This is a genomic window from Streptomyces sp. NBC_00239 (assembly GCF_036194065.1).
GTDB lineage: Bacteria > Actinomycetota > Actinomycetes > Streptomycetales > Streptomycetaceae > Streptomyces.
In genome coordinates this window covers 5,599,385-5,622,620 of record NZ_CP108095.1, presented here as the reverse complement: position 1 = coordinate 5,622,620, position 23,236 = coordinate 5,599,385, and the positions used below count along the sequence as shown (strand labels likewise).

The following is a 23,236-nucleotide window of genomic DNA, read 5'->3' as shown; positions in this document are numbered from 1 at the left end:
TACGCGACCACGGGCGGCCCGTCCGGCCGACAGTTCATCCCCCGCCGTACGAGCGTCCCGACCGGAATCGGCATGTCACACGCCGGGCACGTCTGGGGGTCCGGGCTGTACGTCGCGTACTCGAACGAATCCACGTCCGTGTCCGCGTTCTCCCGGCTCTCCTGGTACGCCTCCATGGGCGACCGCTCCTCTGTGTAGTCATTCCGCTACCGAGCGGTCCCAGCCTGACCTACAGTCGACGTGTCCTCAACTTGCGTTGTTTGCTCGGAGAGTTGGGCGGTGACTGTTGAACCGGAAGAAGTTGGATCCCACAGATTCACCAGGCGCGGCGTTCGGTCGGCGTTTGCGCATGCTGCGGGATGAACGCGGCTGGACTCAGGACGACCTGGCAGAGCGGATGGGGTACTCGGGGACGCACATTTCAGCTGTCGAAACTGGTCGACGCTCTCCAACTCCTCACTTTTCAGCAAGTGCTGACAAAGCGTTCGGGACAGGCGACCAATTCGAAGAGCAGGGCAGAGCAGTCCGCCAAACAGCCTTGCTGGAGGGGTTCCCGGAGTACGTAACGCACGAGGCGGTTGCGGCAGAGGTCCGACTCTTCGAAGTGGGCATCATCCCGGGACTTCTCCAGACCCCGGAGTACGCTGCCGCGATCGCATCAGGCGCCGTGCAGCGAGGAGCGATCACCACCCGGCAGGCAGACGAGCGGCTCACACTCCTGGCGCGACGCCAGGCATCCATGGAGCGAACTCCCCCACCGCAGATCTACGCGGTTCTGGACGAGAGCTGCATCCGAAGGCTCGTCGGAGGCACCAAAGGCATGGCCGCCCAGTTGGCGCACTTGATCGCCTTTGCCCAACTGCCGCACACCGTCGTCCAGATCGCACCCTACGACCTCGGCGAGCGCCGCTCGTTCGACCTGCCGGTAACGCTGCTGACCTTGGCGGACAACAGGTCTCACATCGCATACTCCGAATCTGCACACCAGGGGCGGCTGGAGCGCGATATGAGGTTCGTACACCCGATGTTGACGGCCTACCATCAACTACAGGTCGAAGCGATGTCGCAGGCGACATCCGCGGCCATGATCCACGAGGTACGAAAGGGCATCCTGTGACGACCGAGCCCCACTGGTACAAGTCCTCTTACAGCAGCAACGGCGGCCAGTGCGTCGAGGTCGCCGCCAACCTCGCCGGTTCGCACGGCATCGTCCCCGTCCGCGACTCCAAGAACACCAGCGGCCCCGTGCTGGACATCGCCACCGGCGCGTTCGCCGCGTTCGTGGCCGGCGTCAAGACCGGGCAGCTCTGACCCGCCACCCCGTACGAAAGGGCACCCCGTGACGTCCGAACTCCACTGGTACAAGTCCTCGTACAGCAACAACGGCGGCCAGTGCGTCGAGGTCGCCGCCAACCTCGCCGGTTCGCTCGGCGTGGTCCCCGTCCGCGACTCCAAGAACGCGCGCGGTCCGGTGCTGGACGTCACCGCCGCCGCGTTCGCCGCGTTCATCGCAGGCGTCAAGGGCGACCGGCTCGGCGGCGTCGGCGTCTGACCGGCACGGACAGGGCCCCGCCACTCCACCGAGGTGGGAAGTGGCGGGGCCCCTCCGTGACCGGTCCTGCCGGACGGGTCAGGCGATCGCCTCGTACAGGCTGAAGGCCGCCATCGCGACCATCGCGGCGGCGGCGATCTTCGTGATCAGGCGGAGCGGCACGTACTTCATCAGCGTGCGGCCGCCGACGATGCCCAGGCCAGCGACCGCCCACAGGGCCAGCACCGCGCCGAGGCCGACGGAGAGCGGGTCGTCGTAGCGGGCGGCCAGGTTCGCGGTCATGATCTGGGTCAGGTCGCCGAACTCGGCGACCAGGATCAGCATGAAGCCCGCCCCGGAGACCTTCCAGAAGGACTGGTCGGCGGGCGCCTTGACCTCCTCGTCCCCGTCGTCCTTCTTCAGCAGCAGCATCGCCGCGCCGGCCAGGAACAGGACACCGACGACCGCCTGCACCAGCCGGTGCGGCAGCAGCGTCAGCACGCTGCCGGCCGCGATGGCGAGCGCCACGTGCACGGCGAAGGCGGCGGCGACACCGGCGAAGACGTACGACGCGCGGTAGCGGGTGCCGAGCATGAGTCCGGCGAGGGCCGTCTTGTCGGGCAGCTCGGCGACGAAGACGAGGCCGAAGACGATCGCCATGATGGTGAAGCTGATCACGGAGGGGTTTCCTCAATCGGTCGGGCAGAACGCTGCCGTACCGAGAGACCTGGGGTTCTTCAGGGGTCGCTTCGGCTCGACAACGCCCTGTGGGTACACAAGGACATTGCGGCCGAAGGTCTCGCTGGCCCGCCGCCGGTCGGAACGACCACGGCCTGCCTCCGGGCGCCGGCTGGGATGACCCAGCAGTATGTCGACGGTCCGGCGAAGAGCTACTCCCCTTCTGCGCCTCCAGGATACGGGACGCCCCGCGCGGCCTGTAAGGGACCTTCGGCCCATATCCGACCGGAGCACCGCCCGCAATCGCCTGGAATCTCAACTTCCGCTTGAATCTCGCCGGTTGGGCACCTTGATCTGACGTGCCCATGTCGCCACGCTGTCACCTGGCGCCCGCCTGGGCGAAACCCGGCGCCGCCACGATGGCCGGGCCCCGCCGGGGTCCTTACGCCGCCAGCCCCCCGCACCGAGGAGTCCCTCATGTCCGGTATCTACGCGCGTCGATTTGGCATGCTCGCAGCAATCGGAACGCTCGCCACCGCCGCCCTCGTGAACGCTCCCGCCGCCCAGGCCGCGATGCCCGCCCCGATCAGCGCCGCCGCCGCGCGCGCCTACCTGGCCACGGTGACCCCGCAGCCGGCGGGTTCCACCAGCGGTTACAGCCGGACCCTGTTCCCGCACTGGAGCACCGTCTCGGGCACCTGTAACACCCGCGAGACCGTCCTCAAGCGCGACGGCGTGAACGTGGTCACCGACTCCGCCTGCGCCTCCGTGAGCGGCAGCTGGTACTCCGAGTACGACGGCGCCACCTGGACCGTCGCCTCCGACCTGGACATCGACCACATGGTGCCCCTCGCCGAGGCCTGGCGCTCGGGCGCGAACTCCTGGACCACCACCAAGCGCCAGCAGTTCGCCAACGACCTCACCCGGCCGCAGCTGATCGCCGTGACCGACAACGTCAACCAGGCCAAGAGCGACCAGGACCCGGGCACCTGGCTGCCGTCCCGCACCGCCTACCGCTGCACCTACGCCCGCGCCTGGGTCGACGTGAAGCAGTACTACGGCCTGAGCATGGACTCCGCCGAGAAGACCGCCCTCACGAACGTCCTCAACGGCTGCTGACCGGTCCCACCTGGCGGAATACCGGATCTCCCGGAGCGATCCGGAACCATCGTCCCCCTCCCCGTCGTACCTTGATTCAAGGGGCTACGGAGGAGGGGGAGTTGGATGGGCGGACTGCGCCTTGGACCACTGCTGCGGTACGTGGACTGGGAGAACGGCGACACGGCGACCGTGTGGGTCGAGGCCGACCGGCCGTGCACGGCCGAAGTCCGCTGCGCCGACGGAGCGGGCGGTTCCGTGCGTACGTTCCAGGTCGCGGGGCACCACTACGCCCTGATCCCCGTCACCGGCCTGACCCCCGGGACGACCACGGCGTACGAGGTGCTGATCGACGGGCGCACGGTCTGGCCGTTGCCCGACAGCCGCTTCCCGGCGAGCACCATCAGCACCCCCGTACCGCGCGCCCCGGGCCGGCCCGCACCCCCGCTCCGGCTCACCTTCGGCTCGTGCCGGCAGGCCGCACCGCCCGCCGAGGGCCGCGGACCGCACGGCCCGGACGCCCTCGACACGCTCGCCGCCCGGCTCGCGAGCGGGGCGGAAGGGGCGGCCGTACGGCCCGACGTGCTGCTCCTCCTGGGCGACCAGGTGTACGCCGACCAGCTGTCCCGCGCGACCCGCGACCGGCTGGCCGCCCGCCGGGGCCTGCGGGACGCGCCCGGCGCGCAGGTCGCGGACTACGAGGAGTTCACGTTCCTCTACGACGAGTCCTGGCTCGACCCGGAGATCCGCTGGCTGCTGTCCACCGTGCCCAGCTGCATGATCTTCGACGACCACGACCTGTCCGACGACTGGAACACCAGCGCCGCCTGGGTCGCCGAGCGGCGCGCGCTGCCCTGGTGGCGGGAACGGGTCCTCGGCGGCCTCATGACGTACTGGGTCTACCAGCACCTGGGCAACCTCTCGCCGGCCGAACTCGCCACCGATCCCGTCTACTCGGCCGTACGGGAGACCCCCGACGGGACGGACGTGCTGCGGCGGTTCGCGGCCGATGCGGACGCGGACCCGGCCTCCGTACGGTGGAGCTACCGCCGCGACTTCGGCGGGACCCGGCTGCTGGTCGTCGACACCCGGTGCGCGCGCGTCCTCGACGAGGAGCGGCGGGCCATGCTCGACCCCGTCGAAGAACAGTGGCTGCGCGACAACGCGCTCGACGGGCACGGCACGTACGACCACCTCCTGATCGGCGCCTCGCTGCCGTGGCTGCTGCCGCCGCTGATACACGACGCGGAGGCCTGGGACGCGGCACTGTGCCGCGGCGAGCGCGGCGAACGCTGGGCCCGCATCGGCGAGGACCTGCGCCGGCGCAGCGACCTGGAGCACTGGGCGGCCTTCCCGCCGTCCTTCGCCGCGCTCACCGACCTGATCGAACAGGTGGGCACGGGCCCCCGGGCCCCCGCGACGGTCTCGGTGCTCTCCGGAGACGTCCACCACGCGTACGTGGCCGAGCCGCGCACCGCCACCACCTCGAGGATCTTCCAGCTGACCTGCTCCCCGGTGCACAACTCGATCCACTGGGCGGTCCGCCTCGGCTTCCGCTTCGGCTGGAGCCGGGCCGGCCGCTGGGTCGGCCGCATGCTCAGCAGCCACGGCCGCACGGGCCGCCCGCCGCTGGCCTGGCGGCGCACGTCCGGCCCGTGGTTCGCCAACCAGCTCATGACCCTCACCCTGACCGCCCGCACCGCCCACCTCCGCCTCGACCAGGCCCACTCCCCCACCGGCCGAGGCCCCGACCGCCGCCCGGCCCACCTGCTCCCGGCCCTGGACCGGGACCTGACGGCGGCGGCGGACGAGGGGTGAGGGGGCGGGGGCGACGGGGCCTGAAGCGGGTCGACGTCGGGGCCGGGGCGGGGCCGGGGCCGGGCCGGGAGCGGGTCGAAGTCGGGGCGGACTCGGGCCGGAGTCGACTCCGGCCCCCACTCCGACTCGGGCCGGCGTGGGGGCCGGGTCGAGGACCTGACACATGGGCGGACCCGGCCGTACGGACAGCGAACACCAGGCGTACGCTGTATGGCTGTGTAGCCGCCCCTGCCGCTCCCCGCGACGTCGCGGCGCGTTTCGCCGACGTACGTCAACCGGACTGGGGAGTCCCGTTTTGCTTGAGACAGTGGGGCCGCTGACCACGAGCCCCTGGATCTACGCCGTGGTGGCGATCTCCGTCATCCTCGATGTCTTCCTGCCCGTGCTGCCCAGCGGGGTCCTGGTGATCACCGCCGCGGCCGCCGCGGCGGCCGCCGCCGGGGCTGCCGGACCGGTGCCCGAGCAGGTGCCCGACATCCTGGCCCTGCTGGTGTGCGCGACCACCGCCTCCGTACTGGGCGACCTCGCCGCGTACCGCCTCGCCTGGCGGGGCGGCGAACGCATCGACCGGGCCATCGCCAATTCGCGACGCCTCACCCGCGCCCAGGAACGGCTCGGGCTCGCCCTGAGCCGGGGCGGCGGGGCGCTGGTCGTCATCGCGCGCTTCGCCCCGGCGGGGCGTTCCATCGTGTCGCTGGGCGCGGGTGCGGCGCACCGCCGCATCAAGGAGTTCCTGCCGTGGTCGGCCCTGGCCGGCATGGCCTGGGCGGGCTACAGCGTCTCGCTCGGCTACTTCGGTGCGCAGTGGCTCGGCGCGACCTGGCTCGGCACGGCCGTATCCGTTCTGGCCCTCTTCGCCGCCGGCTCCCTGGCCGCCTACCTCATGCGCCCCCCACCCACCCCCGCCACGTAACAGCTCCCCGGGGCGCAACCCCCAGCCCCGCCGATGCCCTGGGGCGTAACTCCCGGGCTTGTCGGCGCTGCGTGCGGCAAATCCAGCCTCGCCGGCGTTTGAGGCGCGGGGTTTGGGGCGGAGCCCCAAGACTGCAACCCGGCTGACGCCGGGCACCGGGCTCCGCCCGGACCCGCGCCTCAAACGCCGGCGAGGCTGGGAATTGCCCTGCGGGCAGCCGCCAATGCTGGAGGTTGCCGCCCAGGCAGGAGGTTGCCGTCCAGACGGGAGGTTGCCCTCGGGCAAGAGGTTGCCCCTCGGGCAGCCGGCGAGGCAGAAGAGGGCGCCCCCACCCAGCAAGGCTGACGGTGGCGCAGGATAAGAGCCGGCCAGGCTGAAGGTGGCGCAGGATAAGAGCCGGCCAGGCTGAAGGTGGGGCGGGGTGCGGCGGCACAGCGTAGGGGCGCGGGGTAGCCCGGGCGGCCCAGCCGTCTCACCCGTTCACCCGGCCCCGATCGCCCCCACCGCCCCCAACTCCTAGCGTCCAAGACAACGCGCGCATCCGAACCCACGTCACATCCGTGCCCTGGCCGCGCCGTTTCCGAGGAGCCGAGGAGTCCCGTCCATGCACCTGACGACCGTCCGCCACCTCGCGGCCGCCGCCGTACTGACCGCAACCGCAGCCCTGCCCACGGCCCTCGCCACCACCACGGCAGCGGCAGCGCCAACCGCGGCCATCAACCCCAGCCCCCGCGCCAGCGTCTCGCCCAGCACGGTCGCCCCCGGCGGCCGCGTCTCCCTGAACATCGAGGGCTGCGGCACCCGCACCGGCCGCGCCTCCTCGGACGCCTTCGGCGACGTCCGCCTGACCTCGGGCAACCTGGAGTCGTCCAACCTCTTCGGCAGCGCCCAGGTCCTGCGCAACACCACACCCGGCCGCCACCGCGTCACGTTCGAATGCGGCGGCGCGGGCGGCACCCAGGTCACCGTCTTCCTCCAGGTCACCCCGGGCGCGGCCCGCGGCGGCCTCGGCGGCAGCGTCGACAGGACCGACCTGTCCGACATCGCCATCGGCGGCGCCCTGGTCGCCACCGCCCTGGCCACCGGCATCTGGGCCCTGCGCCGCCGCGCCGCCCACCGCCCCTGACCCCCCGTACGGCCTACGGCCTACGACCCGACCTACGAGCCGTGGGCCACCGCATCGGCATGGGCATGAACGCGCTCATGCCGATGCTCGTGCCCATGCCCGTCGACATGATCGGCACGGGAAGCACTCCGCCCTCCACTCCCCCGCACCTCGATCCCGTCGAGCAGCGCCCGAGTCGCCTCCGCCACCGCCTCCACGGCCGCGTCGAACACTTCCCGGTTGTGCGCAGCCGGTGCCCGGAACCCCGACACCTTCCGCACGTACTGCAAGGCCGCAGCCCGCATCTCCGCCTCGGAGGCCTTCTCGGGGATGGCCGGCGGCCGCAAAGTCTTGATACTCCGACACATACCCCGAGTATGCGCCGCACCCTCCGCCCCCGACCCGCGCTTCGTAGGTTTGTCCAGACCCGCCGCCCCGCCTGCGGGACGGAGCCTCCGACGGCTCGCGGCCTTCGGTCGGCGGTTGAGGAGTCAATTTCACCCCCTAGCCCATAAGTGGACATACCATCCCGGGATCGATACGGTCGAGTGGTAGTAGCCGCGGCCGCACGAGTCGTATCCGACAGGCCTCTTGACGTAAGTCGGAGGCGATACGCACCGGCCGAACCGGCACTCCGCGCCACCCCCGTGCACAGCACCACCGGCCCGAAGCAGACCAACCGATCGGCCGGGACGCAGCCGTGGCGGCGAGCGCATCGACCCAAGCGACGGCACACCGCATGCGGCGCATTCCCACGCCGCGGCCGGCCCGGGAACCAGGCAGTTCGAAGTCACTCTCAACGCGGGCCGGAGCAGATGAGTGGAGACGGAAATGCGGGTTTTCAGCAGCAAGGCGAGAAGGATCGGCTCCGCCCTGGCCGTGGCCTCGCTGGCAGCCACCGTTCCCGTGGCATTGACCAGCACGGCAGACGCCAATCCAGCCTCAGGCAGGGTCAAAGTCGAGGGGACGGCAAGCTGCGAGCGATTCGAGGACGCGTCCGTGACGGAGGTGTCGATCACACCCAGGGGCAGGGCGGCTAAGGCGGTCCAGCTCTCGGGCGAGGACGTGTCGGAGACGTACACGCTGACCTTCACCAACATTCCGAAGGGCAAGGGCCTGACGGCCAACGCCACGGTCAACTGCCAGGACAGTGAAGGAGAGCCGCTCACGTTCAGCAAGAGCTTCACCATCGTGAGGCCGCCGGGCACCACCGAATCCCAGACCCTCAACCTCAAGTAGGCGACACGCGACCCGCCGCCTTCCAGGAATGATCCACACGGGAGGCTCTGCCCGTGCACGCCAAAGGCCCCCGACCGTGACCGGTCGGGGGCCTTCATGCTGTGTGGGCGCGGACGGTTTCGAACCGCCGACATCTGCTTTGTAAGAGCAGCGCTCTACCCCTGAGCTACGCACCCGTGGATGAGTGAACAGCCTACATGCCGGGGCAGGGCCGGACGCAAACCCGTTCCCGTGAGGGAGAATGGACCGGGCATGGCGGACGCGACGCGGCACGGGAGAGGAATTGTGACGGCGACTTCCCGGCGGTGGTTCGGTGGGCGGGACGAGAGCCGGCGGGCCGACGCGCAGGCGGCGAAGGACTCCGCCGCCGAGGCCTTCTACGAGTTGGACACCGCGCAGCGCGACCTGCGGATCTCCATCGAGACCATCGCCGCGGCGGACGGTTCCCCGGCCGCGCGGCAGGCCGCGGAGGGGTTCGTGGCGCTCGGGCAGCGGATCGACCAGGTCAGTCATACGTACATCCAGGCCGTGGACGCGTACGACCTGGACCGCCCCGAGCTGGAGGCTTCGGTCGCCACGCGCGCGCGGACCGATCTGACGCGGGCCCGCGACGAGCTGCTCCAGGTCAAGGGCGAGCTGGACCGCTTCGCGCAGGGCCTGCAGCCGCTGCTGGACAAGGCGGAGACGCAGCTCGCGCGGGTGGCGCCGGCCCGGGAGCGGGCGAAGGCGGCACTGCTCGCGGCGAGCGACGCGCTGGATGCCGTACGGGCGTCCGGGATGCGGGCCGACGACCTGGCGGCGCGGCTGGCGGCGCTCGCCCCCGAGCTGACCAAGCTCAACCAGGGCGCCGGGCAGCACGGCGTACCGGAGACGATCCAGCGGGCGGACGGCATCCTGCGGGAGGCCGAGGCGGTACGGGCCGAGGCCGAGCGGCTGCCGGAACGGGCCGCCGAGATGGACCGACGCCTGGTGAGCCTGCGGACCCGGGCGCAGGCCCTGCAGACGCGGGCCGGGCAGGTGGATCCGGTCCTCAGCGAGCTGCGGCGCCGGTTCAGCGCGGCCTGCTGGCAGGACCTCCAGCGGGTCCCGGACCAGGCGGGCGGTTCGGTGCAGCAGGCCGAGGAGCGGCTGCGGGAGGCCGCCGCGGCCCGCCAGGAGCAGCGGTGGGCCGACGCGACCGCCCTGCTGGCGACCGTACGGGCGCTCCTCGACGCGACCGACGAGGCCGTGTCGGCGGCCGGTGACCGGCTGCGCATGCTCGACGCGGTGGCCAAGGACCCGCGGCAGGAGATCGACCGGACGCGGTTCGCGATCCGGGACGCCCAGCGGCTGGCGATGGAGGGCCGCAGCGTGCCCGACCCGCGGCAGGCGCGGCCGCTGGACGAGGCGGTGGCCCGGCTGGACCGGGCGGTGGCCGAGCTGGAGGGCCGCCACCCCGACTACTGGCACTTCCTCCAGGAGACGAAGGACGTACGGGCGGCGGTCGGCCGCGTCGTGGCGGACATGCGGGGGCAGCGCGGAGTGGGCTGAGGAGCCCCGCCCCACGCTCCCCTTCCGCCCACGCTCCCCTTCCGCTCCCCCGCCCTCCGGCCCCACGCTCCCGCTCCACTTCCACCCCCGCCCTCCGGCTCTCCCGCCCCTCCGCCGTCCGCGGCCGGCACGACTTGTCCCGGAATGGGCATCGGCGGATGCTGGAGGGTGCGGGGAACGGAGCAGAGGAGGGCCGCATGTCTGCCCACACGTCCCACAGGCCCGAAGCACGCGCACGCCACGGCTCCCGTGCGCCCCACACGGCCGACGCGCCGCACGCGGCCTACGGGTGCCACGAGTCCCACGACCACTACGCGCCGTACGTGGCCCACGAGCCGTACGAGCCGGACCGGCCGTACGAGCCGGACCGCCTCCACCTGAAGCACATCTTCCAGCCCGTCAACGCCAAGCTCGACGAGCACCTGCCCACCGACCACAAGCTCAGCAAGGTCTACCGCGTCGGCGCCGGCCTGACCGGCCTCCTGCTGCTGGCCTTCGGGATCCTCGGTCTGACCGACAACATCGGCTTCTTCGACACCGGCGGCGACCGGGTCCTGGGGCTGAACACCAACGGAGCGCTGAGCGTCCTGTCGATCTGCGTCGGACTGCTGCTCTTCGTCGGCATGGTCATCGGCGGCACCTTCGCCTCGACCCTCAACATCGTGCTCGGCGTCCTCTTCATCGCGAGCGGCTTCGTGAACCTGGCCCTGCTCGACACCGGCCTGAACTTCCTCGCGTTCCACATCCAGAACGTCCTGTTCAGCTTCGTGGTCGGCGTGATGCTGATGTGGTTCGGCATGTACGGCCGCGTCGGCAGCGCCCTCCCCCACGACAACCCGTACTGGCAGGCCCGCAACCCCGAACAGGCCGCGCGCGAACAACGCCTCCGCGCCCGCGCCGGCCTCACCGCCCAACCCCGCTGACAGCCCTGCCCGAAGCCGGCGACTTCCTGCCACGCCGCTGGCACGCCGGCCCAAGCTGACCGAATCCCGCCCCCAACTCGACGTTTAGGGGCGGGATTTGCCTGACCCGCGGTCCGGCGGACGCGTACAGTTGCGATCAGCGTGGTACGAGGTCGTGCTGCGACGTATGGGCCTGGGGGCTGCCCCGGGAGCTCCCACGGCGGGCCGCCCGGCCGCCCGCGGGGCTGCTGTCGGTGTTGAGGCACAGCGCAAGCGCGTCTTCGCCCGCACGCGACGGCAACCGCGTCCGACGGCGCCGTCAGACGTCGTGTGTGGGGTATGGGTCACCACCGCCTTGTACGGCCGGCTCGCCGACTGCAACAGGAAAACAGCCCGGCGTGTGCCGAACCTGGCTGGTCAGGACCCTGTACGGAGTTGGTCATCGTGGCCATCACGCGCTTACCGTCCAGCATTTACCTGGCCGACGACAGCGGCGACGCACGTCGGCTCGCCGTGATCGGCTGGATACGCATCGAGCTGGGACGCGTGTCCGACGCGAGCGCCCACTGGCTGCGGTTCCGCTCGGCGCTGGCCGCCGACCCGTACCTCGACATCCCGACGGACAGCCCCCTGCACGCGGTGGACCTCGCGGCAGGCCGCGGCCGCCCCGTCCGCGGAGTGCCGCGCCCTCCCGGAACATCGGCGAAGGACCCCTACCGCCACGTCGTCCGCCGGGCCCTGGAAGCCATCGGGTCGATGCCCGCCACCGGCGTGGGCAGCGCCCATCGGGCCGGCGCGCCGGGCGTTCCGTTCGGTGACGTCAAGCTCGGCCTGTACGAGGCATGGGTCCGGCACCTCAACGACCTGCACGCGGCCGCCGGCAGCCGTGCCTTCATCGTCTTCGACGGCAACGGCACGGAGTCGGGCCTGCGCCGGGCGCACCGGCGCCTGGTCGGCCGCCGCCACGTCATCGGCGACCCCGTGCTCGTCCCGGCCCCGCGGAACCCGCTGCTCCAGGCCGCGGACCAGGTGGCCTACGCCGCCTTCCAGCAGCTCGCACTCCAGCCCCGGCGGGAGTTCATGCACACCTGGCTGGCGGAGGGCGTCCCGCACGCCGCGGGCCCGCTCGCACTCTGAAGGGTCCGGGCCCCGACCTCACGGCCGGGGCCCGGTATGCGGACCTGGCTGCCCGAACGTGCCGGACCAGGACCGCCGTCCCCAGCTTCCCACATCCGCCACCCACCGACGGAGGCCCTACATGACCAACTTGCCACCCGCTCAGGCCGTCTCGGTCGTCTGGGCGGGCGAGACCGTCCTCGTCTCCAATGTCGAGCGCAGCCTCCCCGAGGCGCCCACGGGCGACGACCGGGTGGACACCGTTTCGGCCGGGACGGCCAACCCGGCCACTCCGCTGCCGGCCGACGCCTGGCACGCCGTCGCGCGGGCCGTGGTCACCCCCGGGGCCGCCGCCCTGCAGCTGCGCCCGTCGAAGGCCGCACCCCACGGGCTGCTGATGGAAGAGCACGTCGAGGGCGCGACGCTGCGTTCCCTCCCGTCCAAAGCCTGGCTCCACGAGCTCTTCCCCGGCATACAGCCGCGAACCGGGATGGAGATCATGCCGGTCGCCGATCCGCGAGTGGAAGGCGTGACCGCCGACGACCGGCCGACGACACTGCTGCGTTACGTCTATCCCACCCTGAGCACCCTCAAGGAACACGTCTGGCAGACGATCCAGGGGACTCTGGCGGCAAATTCGTACGCACCGTCGATCCTCAGCCGCAAGGTGACCCGGCAACTCATCACGCATCCGGTCGAGTTCGCATTCGAGGACGGCACGGAATCGTTCTACGGGCTGGTCGTACGGGACGGGATCACCCGGCTGGCGAGTGCCTGGCAGGTACTCGCGGGCCCTGGCGCCTCAGCGGCCGAAGCCGCCGACACGGCAGCCGAAGCACTCTTCGGCACCAGCGCTCCCGTGCCTTCGGGAGAGGGCAAGCCCCTCACCCAACGCATGGCCGCCGGGCGTGAAGCCCGGCGCCGCGCCCTGGCAGCACAGTTCGCCGGCGACTGGGCCGGAGATCGCCCCGGCCTGCGAGCGATCCAGATCGCGCAGACCTACACCGTGCCGACGCAGATCATGGTCGGTGCCCAGCAGCACGCGGGCAGCGGCCCGACCCTCGCGCCGGTGGACCTGTTCGACGATGCCATGCGCTCGATCCTGGCCTCCGTGCACCTGGAGTTCAAGGAATGGGATTCGGCCGCCCAGAACGTCGAAGTGGCCACGCGAGCACTCAAGCGCGTGATGCAGATCGGTCTGGGCGGCTGGCCCAAGGAAGACCTTCTGACCATTTACGGACTCGCAGTGGGACGCACGGAGCCCGAGGACCTGCCGCGGGTGTTCGAGAACCAGTCCATTCCCGGTACCGCCCTGTGGCGCGGTGTCTACCTCGTGCACGCCTTCACCCACCCCGAGCTCTTCGGGTTGCTGAAGCAGCAGGCGAAGGCCATCAAGGGCGTGCGGCGCATGGACGACAGGGCGTTCGCCGCGCTACTGGGTCCCATCGTCGACTTCGCCTGGCGCGATCCGAAGCGCGAGGCCACCAAGCAGGCCCGCAACGCCTGGTCCAATGGCGGTGTCCTGTCCAAGGACGTCCTCGAAAGGGAGTGGGATCCGGTTCCGACCGCGGACTTCGCCTCACTCGTGGAGCCTGCGCTGAAAGGCGACGACGACGCCCGCTGCACGCTCGCCGTGGCCGGCGGCATCGCCTTGATCGCGGACAAGCTGCTCACGCGGAACGTGGGCTCGGCCCTGATGGCCCCGAAGGACAAGGGCGGTGTCCCCTTCCGCGCAAACGTCAACGACGTCATCGGAAGCCTGGCCCGACCGGGCAACGAGACGGGCCTGTGGACACTGGCCCTCGCGGCACAGCGGTTCGAGGCCCATCACCTGCCGCGCAACCCGGCCACCTCCCGGCAGCTCATCCCCAAGGCAGCCGCCTCGACGGGTCAGGACTACGTACACGTGGTCGTGGACCTCTCCGCACCCGACCGCATCGCCCGCGATGAGACGGACCAGCCCGTCGCCCTCACCCAGTGGGACGTCTGCTGGGCTGCCGACCGCGACCGTGCACACAAGGAGGTCCAGCGCGCGACCCCGTTCGCAGCGTCCGCCGTCCGGGCCCCCGGCCCGGCACCGGCCTCCGACCCCGTCCCCTTGCCGTCCTTCTCCCACCCGGATCAGGGTGCGGCCGCCACACCCGCGGGGGTGGCGCTCACACCTTCGCACCGCGCCGCACTCGAACTCCAGACGCTCAAGAACGCCCTCGACGATGCCCATCAGGCGCTAGACGCGCTGGCGGAGCTCGAACCCAAGCTGGGTACCTGGCCACCCCTGTTCCCGACGGACGAGCTCGAAGGTCTGCACACCGTCGCCCAGGAGCTGAAGCACGCCTTGTACCAGCGCCTGAAGGAACAGCAGGACTCCGCCGAACAAGAGGCGGAGGAGCAGGCCGAGGCCGAGGTCGACGCCGAAGCCGACGAGTAGGCACTCCCCGGACCGGCCGCCCCCCGCCCGTTCCCGGGCAGGGGGGCTTCCGCTTAGCCTTGGGGCATGCCTCGATATGAGTACCGGTGCCGGACCTGTGGTGACACGTTCGAGCTGAACCGGCCGATGGCGGAGTCCTCCGCGCCCGCCGCGTGCCCCGAGGGGCACGACGACACCGTCAAGCTGCTGTCCGCCGTCGCCGTCGGCGGGACCGCGGCCGCGCCCGCGCCCAGTGGCGGGTGCTGTGGCGGGGGCGGCTGCGGCTGACCGGCCCGAACGGAGTTCCGCCGCGGCTACCGCTTGCGGGACAGCGTCAGCCCGTCCGAGATGATGGTGAGGACGCTGTCCATGCGCGGGTCGGCGGCCACGTGGTCGTTGAAGGCCTGCACGCCGGCGGCCGAGGCGCTCGGCTCCGCGTCCAGGACGTAGCCGTGGAAGAGCGTGTTGTCGGTGACGATCAGGCCGCCGGGGCGCATCCGGGGGACGAGCTCCTCCCAGTACGCGATCTGGTTCTCCTTGTCGGCGTCGATGTACGCCATGTCCACGTGCGGCTCGGCCGGCAGGCCACACAGGGTGTCGAGGGCCGGGGCGATGCGCAGGTCGATGCGGTCGGCGACGCCCGCCTTCTGCCAGGCCTCGCGGCCGTACGCCGTCCACTCCTCCGAGACGTCGCAGGCGATCACCCTGCCGTCGGCGGGCAGGGCCTGGGCCATCGACAGGGTCGAGAAGCCCGTGAAGGTGCCGATCTCGACGATCATGCGGGCGCCGGTCAGCCGTACCAGGAAGGCCAGCAGCGGGCCCTGCTCCTCGGCCGACTGCATGCCGGCGACGTTCGGGAACTTCTCGTAGGTCGTCGCGACCAGTCCCCGCTGGACCTCGTCCAGCGGGGGGTTGTGCGCGAGCATGTACGCGTAGAGCTCGTCGGTGATCTTGGTGGAATTGCCCTTGGTCATGGACCTCAGTCTGCCGACCGGCGGCCCGATCCGGTGGCGGCGCGGCCGAACTGGCGGACGATTTCCTCGCCGGCCAGTACGCCCGCCTCGGCGAGCGCGGTGACGTCCGGCGCCGTCCAGCGGGCGTCGGCGAGTTCCCCGTGGCCCGGGCGCCACGCCTGGTCAGCGGCGAGCAGCAGGTCCGCGTCGAGCAGCGAGTCGCCGGCGGCGAGGGTACGGGTGGCCCCGGTGCGCCGGGCGACCTCGTGCATCGCCGCGCTCTTGGTCAACGGCCGCGGAACGGCGTAAATCTTTCGGCCCTGGAGCGAGACCGTCCAGCCACGGGCCTCGGCCCATTCGGTCAGCTCCTTCACCCAGTCCGCGGGCAGCAGCGCGCGTTCCACGACCAGGTACGCGAAGAGGTCCTCCGCGATCCGCTCCTTGCGCAGCCACGCGGGGTCGGCCGACGCGACCAGGTGGGCGCGTACGTCCTCCAGGGGCGCGCACTCCGCGGCGAGGCGGGCGGCGACCTGGCGCCGCCAGTCGCGGTCCGGCACGCCGTCCACGAGCAGCTGGCCGCCGTTGGCGCAGATCGCGTACGCCGCCGGGCGCCCGGGGAAACGGATCCGCTGGTACTGCTTGCGGGTGCGGGTCGTCGTGGGCACGAACACCACGTCGGGGTCCTCGGTCAGCGCGGCCAGCAGGCCGGCCGCCGTTTCCGTCATGAAGGACAGCGGCTTGTTCTCGTGCACCTCGACGCACAGCAGCCGGGGCGCCTGCGGGTCGGGCATGGTCAGCCCGAGGGCCGCCGCCGAGTAGATGAGCGTCCGGTCGAGATCGCTTGCGATCAGCACGGTCACTGGGAAGCCACTGCCTTTCCGTCGGCGCCGGTGGCGCCACGTGTGTACCGGGGGTGGATCAGGCCGACGCAGCTGTACGGCAGGCCGTCGACCTCCTCGACGGGCACCCCGCGCTGCTCGGCGAGCAGGCGTACGTGGTCGAGGTCGGCGCCCGCGCCGCGGCGGGCCAGGATCTTCCAGGGGACGCGGCGCAGCAGGACCCGGGTGGTCTCGCCGACGCCGGGCTTGACGAGGTTGACGTCGTGGATGCCGTACTCCTCGCTGATGCGCTCGACGGCCGCCCAGCCCTCCCAGGTGGGGGCGCGGTCGGCGGCCAGCATCTCCTTGACCTCGGCGTCCACGGCCTCGTCGACGTCGCCGAAGTGCGCGGCGACGGCGTCCACGAAGTCCACGGAGACGTCGGCGCCGGCCAGCTCCCGGTAGAACTTCGCGCCGTGGAAGTCGCCGGGTCCGACCAGGTCGGAGCGGAGCACGGTACGGGATATGAGCCCGGAGACGGTGGAGTTGAGGCAGGCCGAGGGGATGAGGAAGTCCTCGCGGGTGCCGTACGTGGACACGCAGCCGCCGGGGTCGGCGAGCACGACGATCTCGGGGTCGAAGCCGGGGCCCCCCGCCTTCTCCTGGTGGGCCTCCAGGGCGGCGGCGAGTTCGCGGGTGATCGCGCCCTTGCCGGTCCAACCGTCGACGAACACCACGTCGGCCGGGTCGTGGTGGGCGGCCAGCCAGCGCAGGGCGTTCTCGTCGATGCCGCGGCCGCGCACGATGGAGACGGCGTAGTGCGGCAGGTCCAGGCCGTGGCGGTGCTGTGCCCAGCGGCGCATCAGCACGCCGACGGGGGTGCCGGCGCGGGCCAGGGAGACCAGCACGGGCAGGGGTCGTGGGTCGCGGGCCTGGCGGCCGGCGCGGAGCGGGAGCTCGGCGAGGACGGTCTCGGTGACCGTGCCGACGGCCTGCGCGATGCGGCGCGCGGACGCGCCGAGGGCCGCCCGGTACAACTCCTGGTACTCGGTGGTCGGCTGGTACTCCACCGGCAGCGACTCGGCGTAGTGGGCGCCGCCCGCCTGGATGGCCTCCTCGCGCTCCTCGGTCGGGGCCTCCAGGGCGGTGCCGGAGAGGTCCTGCAGCAGCCAGCCGACGTCGTCGGCGGCGTACGAGGAGAACTCCGGGCCGCGCAACGGGGAGGGCCCGCCCCAGGCACGGGAAGGCTCGGGCATCGTCGGCTCCTGCCGGTCGGGGACGTGGGACGCGTGAGGCGCATGGGGTGTGTGAGGTGCGTGCGGCTCGTGGGGTACCTGGGGCACGTGGGACGGTACGACGGCCAGGACGACCCGGCCGGTGTGCGGGGCGAGGCGGGCCAGCAGGCCGTCGGGGGCGTGCAGCGCCGGGGTGTCGCCCGCCGAGTCGACGACGGCCACGACGGTGTCGAAGCCCGCCCCGGCCACGTTGTAGGCGTACCGGTCGCCGGGGCCGTCGGCCGGGTCGTCGTGTGCGGGGAAGACCAGCCGGGTGCGGATCGCGTACCCGGGGTCGTCGACGGCCAGGACGGGCGAGCGGGTGGTGGTCGAGAAGCGGACCTCTGCGGCCGCGCCGGACGCCTCCAGGGCGTGCGCGAGCCGCAGCGGCGCGTACATCAGCTCCTCGTTGCCGAGGACGAGGACCCGGCCGGGGCGCGGGCCGAGGGCGTCGGCGATCCGGCCGGCCAGCTCGGGCAGGGCCTTCTCCAGGACCTCCCGGTGGGCGGCGGTGAACCCGTGCCGCCCCCCGTCGGGCAGCCCGGCGGGCCAGCCCAGGTCGACCCGGACGGGCGGGGCGGGGACGGGCGCGGGTGCCGTGGCCGCGGCCGGGGTCGGGGCCGCGGTCGGGGCCGTGGCCGTGGTGGCGGCCGTGGCCGGGCCCGGGTCCAGCGCCTCGACCAGGGCCATCCCCTTCGCGAGGACGTCTTCGGGGAGGGTGACGGTGCCGCTCGCCAGGGCGACCAGGTCCACCCGGGCGCCGAGCTCGTCGGCGAAGGCGTTCAGGCGCTCCCGGTCGGCCGGCGAACGCATGTCGACCAGGGCCACCACCACGTACCGCGCGCGCGGGTGCCGGGCGTGCAGGTCGCGGATGGTGTTGAGGACGGTGTTGCCGGTGGAGAACTCGTCGTCCACGAGGACCAGCGGGCCGGCGCCTGCCAGCAGCGCCGGATCCTCGGGAAGCAGCAGGTGGGAGGTGGCGTGCGAGTGCGCCTCCTCGAAGCCGCCGGCCGCCGTGAGCCCGTCGACCGGGCGCCGGGTCGAGTGCAGGTACGGGGCCGGGCCGAGGCCGTCCGCCACGCAGTGGCCCAGGCCCGTCGCGGTCTCCGCGTAGCCGAGGACGACCGCGCGGGCCGCCTCGGCGGGGCCGAGCAGCTCCCCGACCCGTACGCCGAGGTCGTGGCCGGCGCGGTAGACGGTCTCCGGGGACTGCGGCACGTGCTTGCCGAGGACCTGCGAGACGAGCAGGTGGGCCCGCTTGGGGTTGCGCCGCAGGGCCAGGCCCAGCAGCTCGGTCAGCCTGGGCGCGGCCGCCGCTCCGGCCCGCCCCGCCGCTCCGGCCCGGCCCGTCTCGCCGTCCCGGCCGCTCTCGCCGGCCCGGTCAGCGCTGCCGGCCCCGTCCGGCCCACCCGTCACGCCGTCCTCCAGGACGACGCCGAGTCGCCGTGCGACCCACGTTCCCGACCACACCACGTCGACCGCTGTCCCTCTCGTCGTCGTCACCGGGCTCAGACCGCGAGCCCGGCCGTGAGCAGGTCGACGAATCCGACCTGCTCCCTCGCCACCCCGAAGACCTCGGCGCGCAGCATGGTGCGCTCGGCCCAGGCCCGGTGCGGCTTCACTTCATTCATCTTGTTCGTATAAACCGATCTCAGCACGCCGCCGCCTCCCCGTTCCGGCCGCAGGATGTCCTCGGCGTCGCTGAATTCCTCGTGCGACACCACGGACAGTGCGTGCACGGGGGTCACGTGGGCGGGGTGTATGCAGGTCTTGCCCAGCAGCCCGTTGGCCCGGTCCAGCTCGATCTCGCGGAGCAGCCCGTCGAGGTCGTGCTCGATCAGCGCGGTGCGCAGTTCCTCGGCCTCGCCCTCGAGGAAGGGGCTGCGGCGCAGCTGCGGCTTGAACATCCGCTCCTGGTGACGGAAGTACTCCCAGACCGGCCCGGTGACGGTGAAGCCGGTGCCGTCGGCCCGGCTGAGCACGTTCACGACGTCGGCGATGACCCCGGCGACGATCTGGACGTCGTACGCGGTCATGTCGGGGGTGCGGCGCAGCCCGTACGCGGAGCAGAAGTCGGTGACGCCCAGCCGCAGCGCCAGTACGCGGTCGCGGTGCCGGTTGACCACCCGCGAGATCCCGGCGAGCGTCTCCACCCGGGTCTCCAGATGGAGCAACTCGGGCGATTCGAGTACGGGCATGGCGAAGAGGCGCTGTCCCGAGGTGGCCTCCGCCCGCGCGACGGCGTCGAGGAAGAGCTCTCCGCGGTCCTCGGTGAACTTCGGAAGCACAAATCCGGCCAACCTTCGCACGGAGCTTCCGAGCCGGTCCACGAGGTCGGGAATCTGCTCCGGGACCCGGACCCGTACGAAGAGCAGCGGCAGCTCCCCGCCCTGCGCGTCGAGCGCGGCGAACTGCCGGACGAGGTTCTCCTCGGCCTCGGCGACCTCGGCGTCACCGATGGAATCCTCCAGGCAGAGGACCATCGAGACGACTCCGCGGGCGGCCTGCTTACGGACGTCCTCGGCGAGCCGGGGCCGGGTGGCGGGACTGTAGAGGGTGGCACCGAGGGCGGCGGCGAGGATCCGAGCGGGCGATTCGGCAGTGAATTCGCACGGTTCCCGGTGGAAGAGCTCCTCGCGGAGAGCGGGCGATATATGCCCGAAGTGACGCATGTGCTTCCCCCGTACTGCCTCGGCGGCCCAACTGGCGTGGCCGGTAATAGTACGTACGAATGAGTGTCAAGAGTTCCCCAAGCACATGAAATTCAGGTAACCCTCTCGCACCATGCCCACGCTCCGCTCTCAGGACAAGGGGCGCGGCAAAGCGGGCGCGAAGGGGGGCCGCATTGTCCCGCTCCGCTCCGGGAGGGCAGGATGACGGGCATGACGCACGCGATGCAGAAGGGTTCCAACGTCCCCGTGACGCCGACGGCGGTCCGGGCGGTGCTGCGCTGGACCACCGGCCCGGAGGTCCCGGACGTGGACGCCTCGGCCCTGGTCCTGGGCCGGGACGGCCGTGTGCGCTCCGACGAGGACTTCGTCTTCTACAACCAGCCCCGGCACCCCTCGGGGTCGGTGTGGCGGCTGGGCAAGAAGCGGCTGGGCGAGGACGTCACCGACGCCATCCAGGCGGACCTCGGCGCCGTGCCGGCCGTGGTGGACCGGGTGCTGGTGGTCGCCTCCGCCGAGGACGTCCCCTTCGAGAAGGTCCGCGACCTGCGGATCCTGCTGTACGACGCCACCGTCGAGGGCGGTGCCGAGCCGCTCGCCTACTTCGACGTACGGCCCGAGACCGGCGCGGAGACGGCGCTGATCTGCGGCGAGCTGTACCGGCGCGGCGAGGGCTGGAAGTTCCGGGCGCTCGGTGAGGGCTACTCCGACGGGCTGGTCGGGCTGGCCACCGACCACGGCATCTCGGTGGACGAGAACCAGGGCGAGCCGGATCCCGGCGCCACCCGCCAGACCGCCCCGCCGCAGCCCACCGGGCCGTCTACCGCCACGCCGCGGACCGAGGCGATGGCCGCCCCCGGCCCCCGTACGCAGTCCCCGCCGGCCACGCAGCACGCCGGCGCGGCGACCGACGCGTTCGGCGGCGCGGGTGCGGGCGGGCAGGGCGGCTACGGCTACCCGCAGCCGGTCCCGGCGCCCGGGCCGGCGCACGGCGGCGACCCGGCCTTCCGGATGCCGCTCCAGGGCCCGCAGTTCATCCGGCACTGACCACCGCGCACGCACTGACCGCCGCGCTCACACCGGCCGGCGGCCCGCACCCGGGCCGCCGCCATCCCGTCGCCGTCAGGCGTCGAGCACCCCGGCCGTCACGCCTTGGCCGTCACGCCTTGGCCGTCTTGTAGCCGCGCCCCCACTGGAGTCCCCAGCCGTAGAGCCGGTCCAGCTCCGCCTGGAAGCCGTACACGAACTTCACCTCGCGCCGCACGATCAGCTCGTCCCGGACGTTCTCCAGCATCAGCACCGCGCAGGAGCGCGCCTGCGGCTGGCGCTCGTCGAGGGAGATCTCGATCCGCGGGCCCGTCGTCGGGTAGAGGGTGACCAGCGCGTGCGTCCGGTCGAAGGCGGGCGTCTGGTCGTAGATGTAGACGAACACCAGCAGCCGCTTGATCTTGTCGGCGTGGTCGAGGTTGACGAAGATCGTCTCGCCGGACGGGGCGCCGAACCGGTCGTCCCCGCTGAGCTTCACGTACGGCGGGCTGTTGATGTCCCCGAGGAAGTTGCCCAGCGGCTGGACCACGCCCCGGCTGCCGTCCGTCAGCTCGTACAGGCACCCGATGTCCAGGTCGACGTTGACCATGCCCTGGGTGTGGGCCTGCACGATCTCCGGCTTGAACAGCTTGGACGGGTGCCGCAGCAGCCGGCCGCTCTGCCCGGACCTGCCGCCGAAGTCGGAGGTCCGCATCCGCCAGGACAGGTTCACGCGCAGATTGCCCGTGACCGCGCCCTGCTTGCTGAGCGAGACCGTCGGCTGCCGTTTGGTCAGCTCGATCGCATTGGACGACGCGCTGCCCGACTGGAACTGCGCCGCCCGGCCACCCCTCAGGCCGTCGAAGAACCCCACCCCTGCCCCCCAAGGACATCCGTCAGCGAAAGGGCCGTGCCCCGGAAGGGCCGTACCCGGAAAAGGCCGTGCGCAAAGAGCCCGAGGGGCGGCCCGGGAACCCCGTGCCGCCCCTCGGAAGAAGCGTTCCGCATTCACGGCCGGGTCACACCCCGGACGTGACCTCCGCGCCGTCCTCGGCCGCGATGCGCTTGTTGCGGCGCACCGAGGACCAGAAGGACCAGGCGATCAGCACGACGCCGACGAGACCCGTGATGATCTCGCTGATCTCGTGCTGGATGGTGACGAGCAGGATCACGGCGAGGGCGCCGATCGCGTAGTGCGCGCCGTGCTCCAGGTAGACGTAGTCGTCCAGGGTGCCCTGGCGGACCAGGTAGACCGTGAGCGACCGGACGTACATGGCGCCGATGCCCAGACCCAGCGCCATCCAGAAGATCTGGTTGGTGATGGCGAAGGCGCCGATGACGCCGTCGAAGGAGAACGACGCGTCGAGCACCTCGAGGTAGAGGAACAGGAAGAAGGCCGCCTTGCCGGCGAGGCCGACCGCGGAGACCGGCTTGCCCTCGGCCTTGGCCTTCTCCTCCTCCTCGTGCTCGCGCTCTTCCTCTTCTTCGAGCTTGTCCTCGAAGTACGAGGAGAGGCCGCCGACGATGAGGTAGGTGATCAGACCGGCGACACCCGCGAGCAGCACGGTGGCGGACTTGTCCAGGTGGCCCGTGCTGGTGTGGGCCTCGGTGGCGAAGGTCATCGCCGAGACGAGCAGGGCGATCAGCGCGATGCAGACCGACAGCATGTCGACCTTGCCGAGCTTGGCCAGCGGCCGCTCCAGCCAGGCCAGCCACTTGATGTCCCGGTCCTCGAAGATGAAGTCGAGGAAGATCATCAGCAGGAACATGCCACCGAAGGACGCGATGGCCGGGTGCGCGTCGGTGACGAGCGCCTCGTACTGGTCGGGGTGGTCCAACGCGAGCTGGACGGCTTCGATGGGCCCGACCTGGGCGCTGATCGCGACGATCGCCACGGGGAAGACGAGTCGCATGCCGAAGACGGCGATCAGGATGCCGATCGTGAGGAAGATCTTCTGCCAGAAGGCATTCATCTTCTTCAGGATTCCGGCGTTGACCACCGCGTTGTCGAAGGACAGCGAGATTTCGAGGATCGACAGGATCAGTACGACCCCGAACGCCTCCCACCCCCACTGCCAGGCGGCGAAGGCAAGTCCGATCGCCGTAATGGCGAACGACCAGCCGAAGGTTTTCAGAACCACTGGCACCCCATCGGTAAG

The 23,236-nt window shown here is 71.7% G+C and carries 23 protein-coding genes and 1 tRNA gene; 15 read left to right on the top strand and 9 right to left on the bottom strand.

Annotated features, from left to right (window positions below):
• Positions 1–72: 72 nt before the first annotated feature.
• The 4 genes from OG764_RS24740 to OG764_RS24725 all read left to right on the top strand — a co-directional run bounded on the left by OG764_RS24740 (position 73) and on the right by OG764_RS24725 (position 1,552).
• Complete coding sequence (locus tag OG764_RS24740; protein WP_328970618.1) at positions 73–198, top strand: hypothetical protein; 126 nt, start codon at positions 73–75, stop codon at positions 196–198.
• Between the two features lie 85 nt (positions 199–283).
• Positions 284–1,117: a helix-turn-helix domain-containing protein gene (locus OG764_RS24735; RefSeq protein WP_328973150.1), complete on the top strand. Its 834-nt coding sequence runs from the start codon at positions 284–286 to the stop codon at positions 1,115–1,117.
• Positions 1,114–1,311, top strand: a complete 198-nt coding sequence (locus tag OG764_RS24730) for a DUF397 domain-containing protein (RefSeq protein ID WP_328970617.1) — start codon at positions 1,114–1,116, stop codon at positions 1,309–1,311. Before OG764_RS24735 ends, OG764_RS24730 begins: the two co-directional genes overlap by 4 nt.
• 28 nt (positions 1,312–1,339) lie before the next feature.
• Positions 1,340–1,552 (top strand): DUF397 domain-containing protein, encoded by a 213-nt coding sequence (locus OG764_RS24725; RefSeq protein WP_328970616.1) that lies wholly within the window; start codon positions 1,340–1,342, stop codon positions 1,550–1,552.
• Between the two features lie 78 nt (positions 1,553–1,630).
• Here the strand turns inward: OG764_RS24725 and OG764_RS24720 are convergent, their stop codons facing one another.
• On the bottom strand, positions 1,631–2,209 hold the full coding sequence (locus OG764_RS24720; RefSeq protein WP_328970615.1) for a TMEM165/GDT1 family protein: 579 nt from the start codon (positions 2,207–2,209) through the stop codon (positions 1,631–1,633).
• Positions 2,210–2,686: 477 nt separating this feature from the next.
• Between OG764_RS24720 and OG764_RS24715 the strand changes: the two genes are divergently transcribed.
• From OG764_RS24715 to OG764_RS24700, 4 genes are all read left to right on the top strand, one after another.
• Positions 2,687–3,328, top strand: a complete 642-nt coding sequence (locus OG764_RS24715) for an HNH endonuclease family protein (protein WP_328970614.1) — start codon at positions 2,687–2,689, stop codon at positions 3,326–3,328.
• Between the two features lie 105 nt (positions 3,329–3,433).
• Positions 3,434–5,125 (top strand): alkaline phosphatase D family protein, encoded by a 1,692-nt coding sequence (locus OG764_RS24710; protein ID WP_328970613.1) that lies wholly within the window; start codon positions 3,434–3,436, stop codon positions 5,123–5,125.
• Positions 5,126–5,420: 295 nt separating this feature from the next.
• A complete protein-coding gene (locus OG764_RS24705; RefSeq protein ID WP_328970612.1) occupies positions 5,421–6,038 on the top strand; it encodes a DedA family protein in 618 nt (205 codons plus the stop codon).
• 604 nt (positions 6,039–6,642) lie between these two features.
• Positions 6,643–7,164 (top strand): hypothetical protein, encoded by a 522-nt coding sequence (locus OG764_RS24700; protein WP_328970611.1) that lies wholly within the window; start codon positions 6,643–6,645, stop codon positions 7,162–7,164.
• A 32-nt stretch (positions 7,165–7,196) separates the two neighbouring features.
• Here OG764_RS24700 and OG764_RS24695 read toward each other — a convergent pair whose 3' ends face one another.
• Positions 7,197–7,511, bottom strand: a complete 315-nt coding sequence (locus OG764_RS24695) for a DUF2277 domain-containing protein (protein WP_328970610.1) — start codon at positions 7,509–7,511, stop codon at positions 7,197–7,199.
• 631 nt (positions 7,512–8,142) lie between these two features.
• Here OG764_RS24695 and OG764_RS24690 point away from each other — a divergent pair.
• On the top strand, positions 8,143–8,382 hold the full coding sequence (locus tag OG764_RS24690) for a hypothetical protein (RefSeq protein ID WP_328970609.1): 240 nt from the start codon (positions 8,143–8,145) through the stop codon (positions 8,380–8,382).
• A gap of 104 nt (positions 8,383–8,486) precedes the next feature.
• Here the strand turns inward: OG764_RS24690 and OG764_RS24685 are convergent.
• Positions 8,487–8,558, bottom strand: a tRNA-Val gene (locus OG764_RS24685).
• Between the two features lie 76 nt (positions 8,559–8,634).
• Between OG764_RS24685 and OG764_RS24680 the strand changes: the two genes are divergently transcribed.
• From OG764_RS24680 to OG764_RS24660, 5 genes are all read left to right on the top strand, one after another.
• On the top strand, positions 8,635–9,912 hold the full coding sequence (locus tag OG764_RS24680; RefSeq protein WP_328970608.1) for a hypothetical protein: 1,278 nt from the start codon (positions 8,635–8,637) through the stop codon (positions 9,910–9,912).
• Positions 9,913–10,109: 197 nt separating this feature from the next.
• The gene (locus OG764_RS24675; RefSeq protein WP_328970607.1) at positions 10,110–10,835 is read left to right on the top strand and encodes a DUF4383 domain-containing protein; all 726 of its coding nucleotides are present in this window, start codon (positions 10,110–10,112) and stop codon (positions 10,833–10,835) included.
• Positions 10,836–11,258: 423 nt separating this feature from the next.
• Entirely contained in the window at positions 11,259–11,951 is a 693-nt protein-coding gene (locus OG764_RS24670) for a hypothetical protein (RefSeq protein ID WP_328970606.1), read from the top strand.
• A 121-nt stretch (positions 11,952–12,072) separates the two neighbouring features.
• A complete protein-coding gene (locus OG764_RS24665; protein ID WP_328970605.1) occupies positions 12,073–14,358 on the top strand; it encodes a hypothetical protein in 2,286 nt (761 codons plus the stop codon).
• A gap of 66 nt (positions 14,359–14,424) precedes the next feature.
• A complete protein-coding gene (locus tag OG764_RS24660; protein WP_328970604.1) occupies positions 14,425–14,625 on the top strand; it encodes an FmdB family zinc ribbon protein in 201 nt (66 codons plus the stop codon).
• Positions 14,626–14,651: 26 nt separating this feature from the next.
• On the opposite strand, the gene OG764_RS24655 is transcribed toward OG764_RS24660, so the two are convergent.
• Genes OG764_RS24655 through OG764_RS24640 form a run of 4 tightly spaced genes read right to left on the bottom strand, consistent with a single transcriptional unit; the run spans position 14,652 to position 20,054 of the window.
• Positions 14,652–15,311: an O-methyltransferase gene (locus OG764_RS24655; protein WP_328970603.1), complete on the bottom strand. Its 660-nt coding sequence runs from the start codon at positions 15,309–15,311 to the stop codon at positions 14,652–14,654.
• A 5-nt stretch (positions 15,312–15,316) separates the two neighbouring features.
• Positions 15,317–16,150, bottom strand: coding sequence for an HAD family hydrolase (locus tag OG764_RS24650; RefSeq protein WP_328970602.1), 834 nt, complete (start codon positions 16,148–16,150; stop codon positions 15,317–15,319).
• Positions 16,147–18,885 carry a phosphoribosyltransferase gene (locus OG764_RS24645; RefSeq protein WP_443056032.1) on the bottom strand — a complete coding sequence of 913 codons (2,739 nt, stop codon included), beginning with the start codon at positions 18,883–18,885 and terminating at the stop codon, positions 16,147–16,149. Before OG764_RS24645 ends, OG764_RS24650 begins: the two co-directional genes overlap by 4 nt.
• Positions 18,886–18,890: 5 nt before the next feature.
• On the bottom strand, positions 18,891–20,054 hold the full coding sequence (locus tag OG764_RS24640) for an HpcH/HpaI aldolase/citrate lyase family protein (protein WP_328970601.1): 1,164 nt from the start codon (positions 20,052–20,054) through the stop codon (positions 18,891–18,893).
• Between the two features lie 210 nt (positions 20,055–20,264).
• Here OG764_RS24640 and OG764_RS24635 point away from each other — a divergent pair, with 210 nt between their 5' ends.
• Entirely contained in the window at positions 20,265–21,098 is an 834-nt protein-coding gene (locus OG764_RS24635) for a TerD family protein (RefSeq protein WP_328970600.1), read from the top strand.
• 112 nt (positions 21,099–21,210) lie between these two features.
• On the opposite strand, the gene OG764_RS24630 is transcribed toward OG764_RS24635, so the two are convergent.
• Complete coding sequence (locus OG764_RS24630) at positions 21,211–21,951, bottom strand: TerD family protein (protein ID WP_328970599.1); 741 nt, start codon at positions 21,949–21,951, stop codon at positions 21,211–21,213.
• A 145-nt stretch (positions 21,952–22,096) separates the two neighbouring features.
• Positions 22,097–23,218, bottom strand: a complete 1,122-nt coding sequence (locus OG764_RS24625) for a DUF475 domain-containing protein (protein WP_328970598.1) — start codon at positions 23,216–23,218, stop codon at positions 22,097–22,099.
• Positions 23,219–23,236 lie beyond the last annotated feature (18 nt).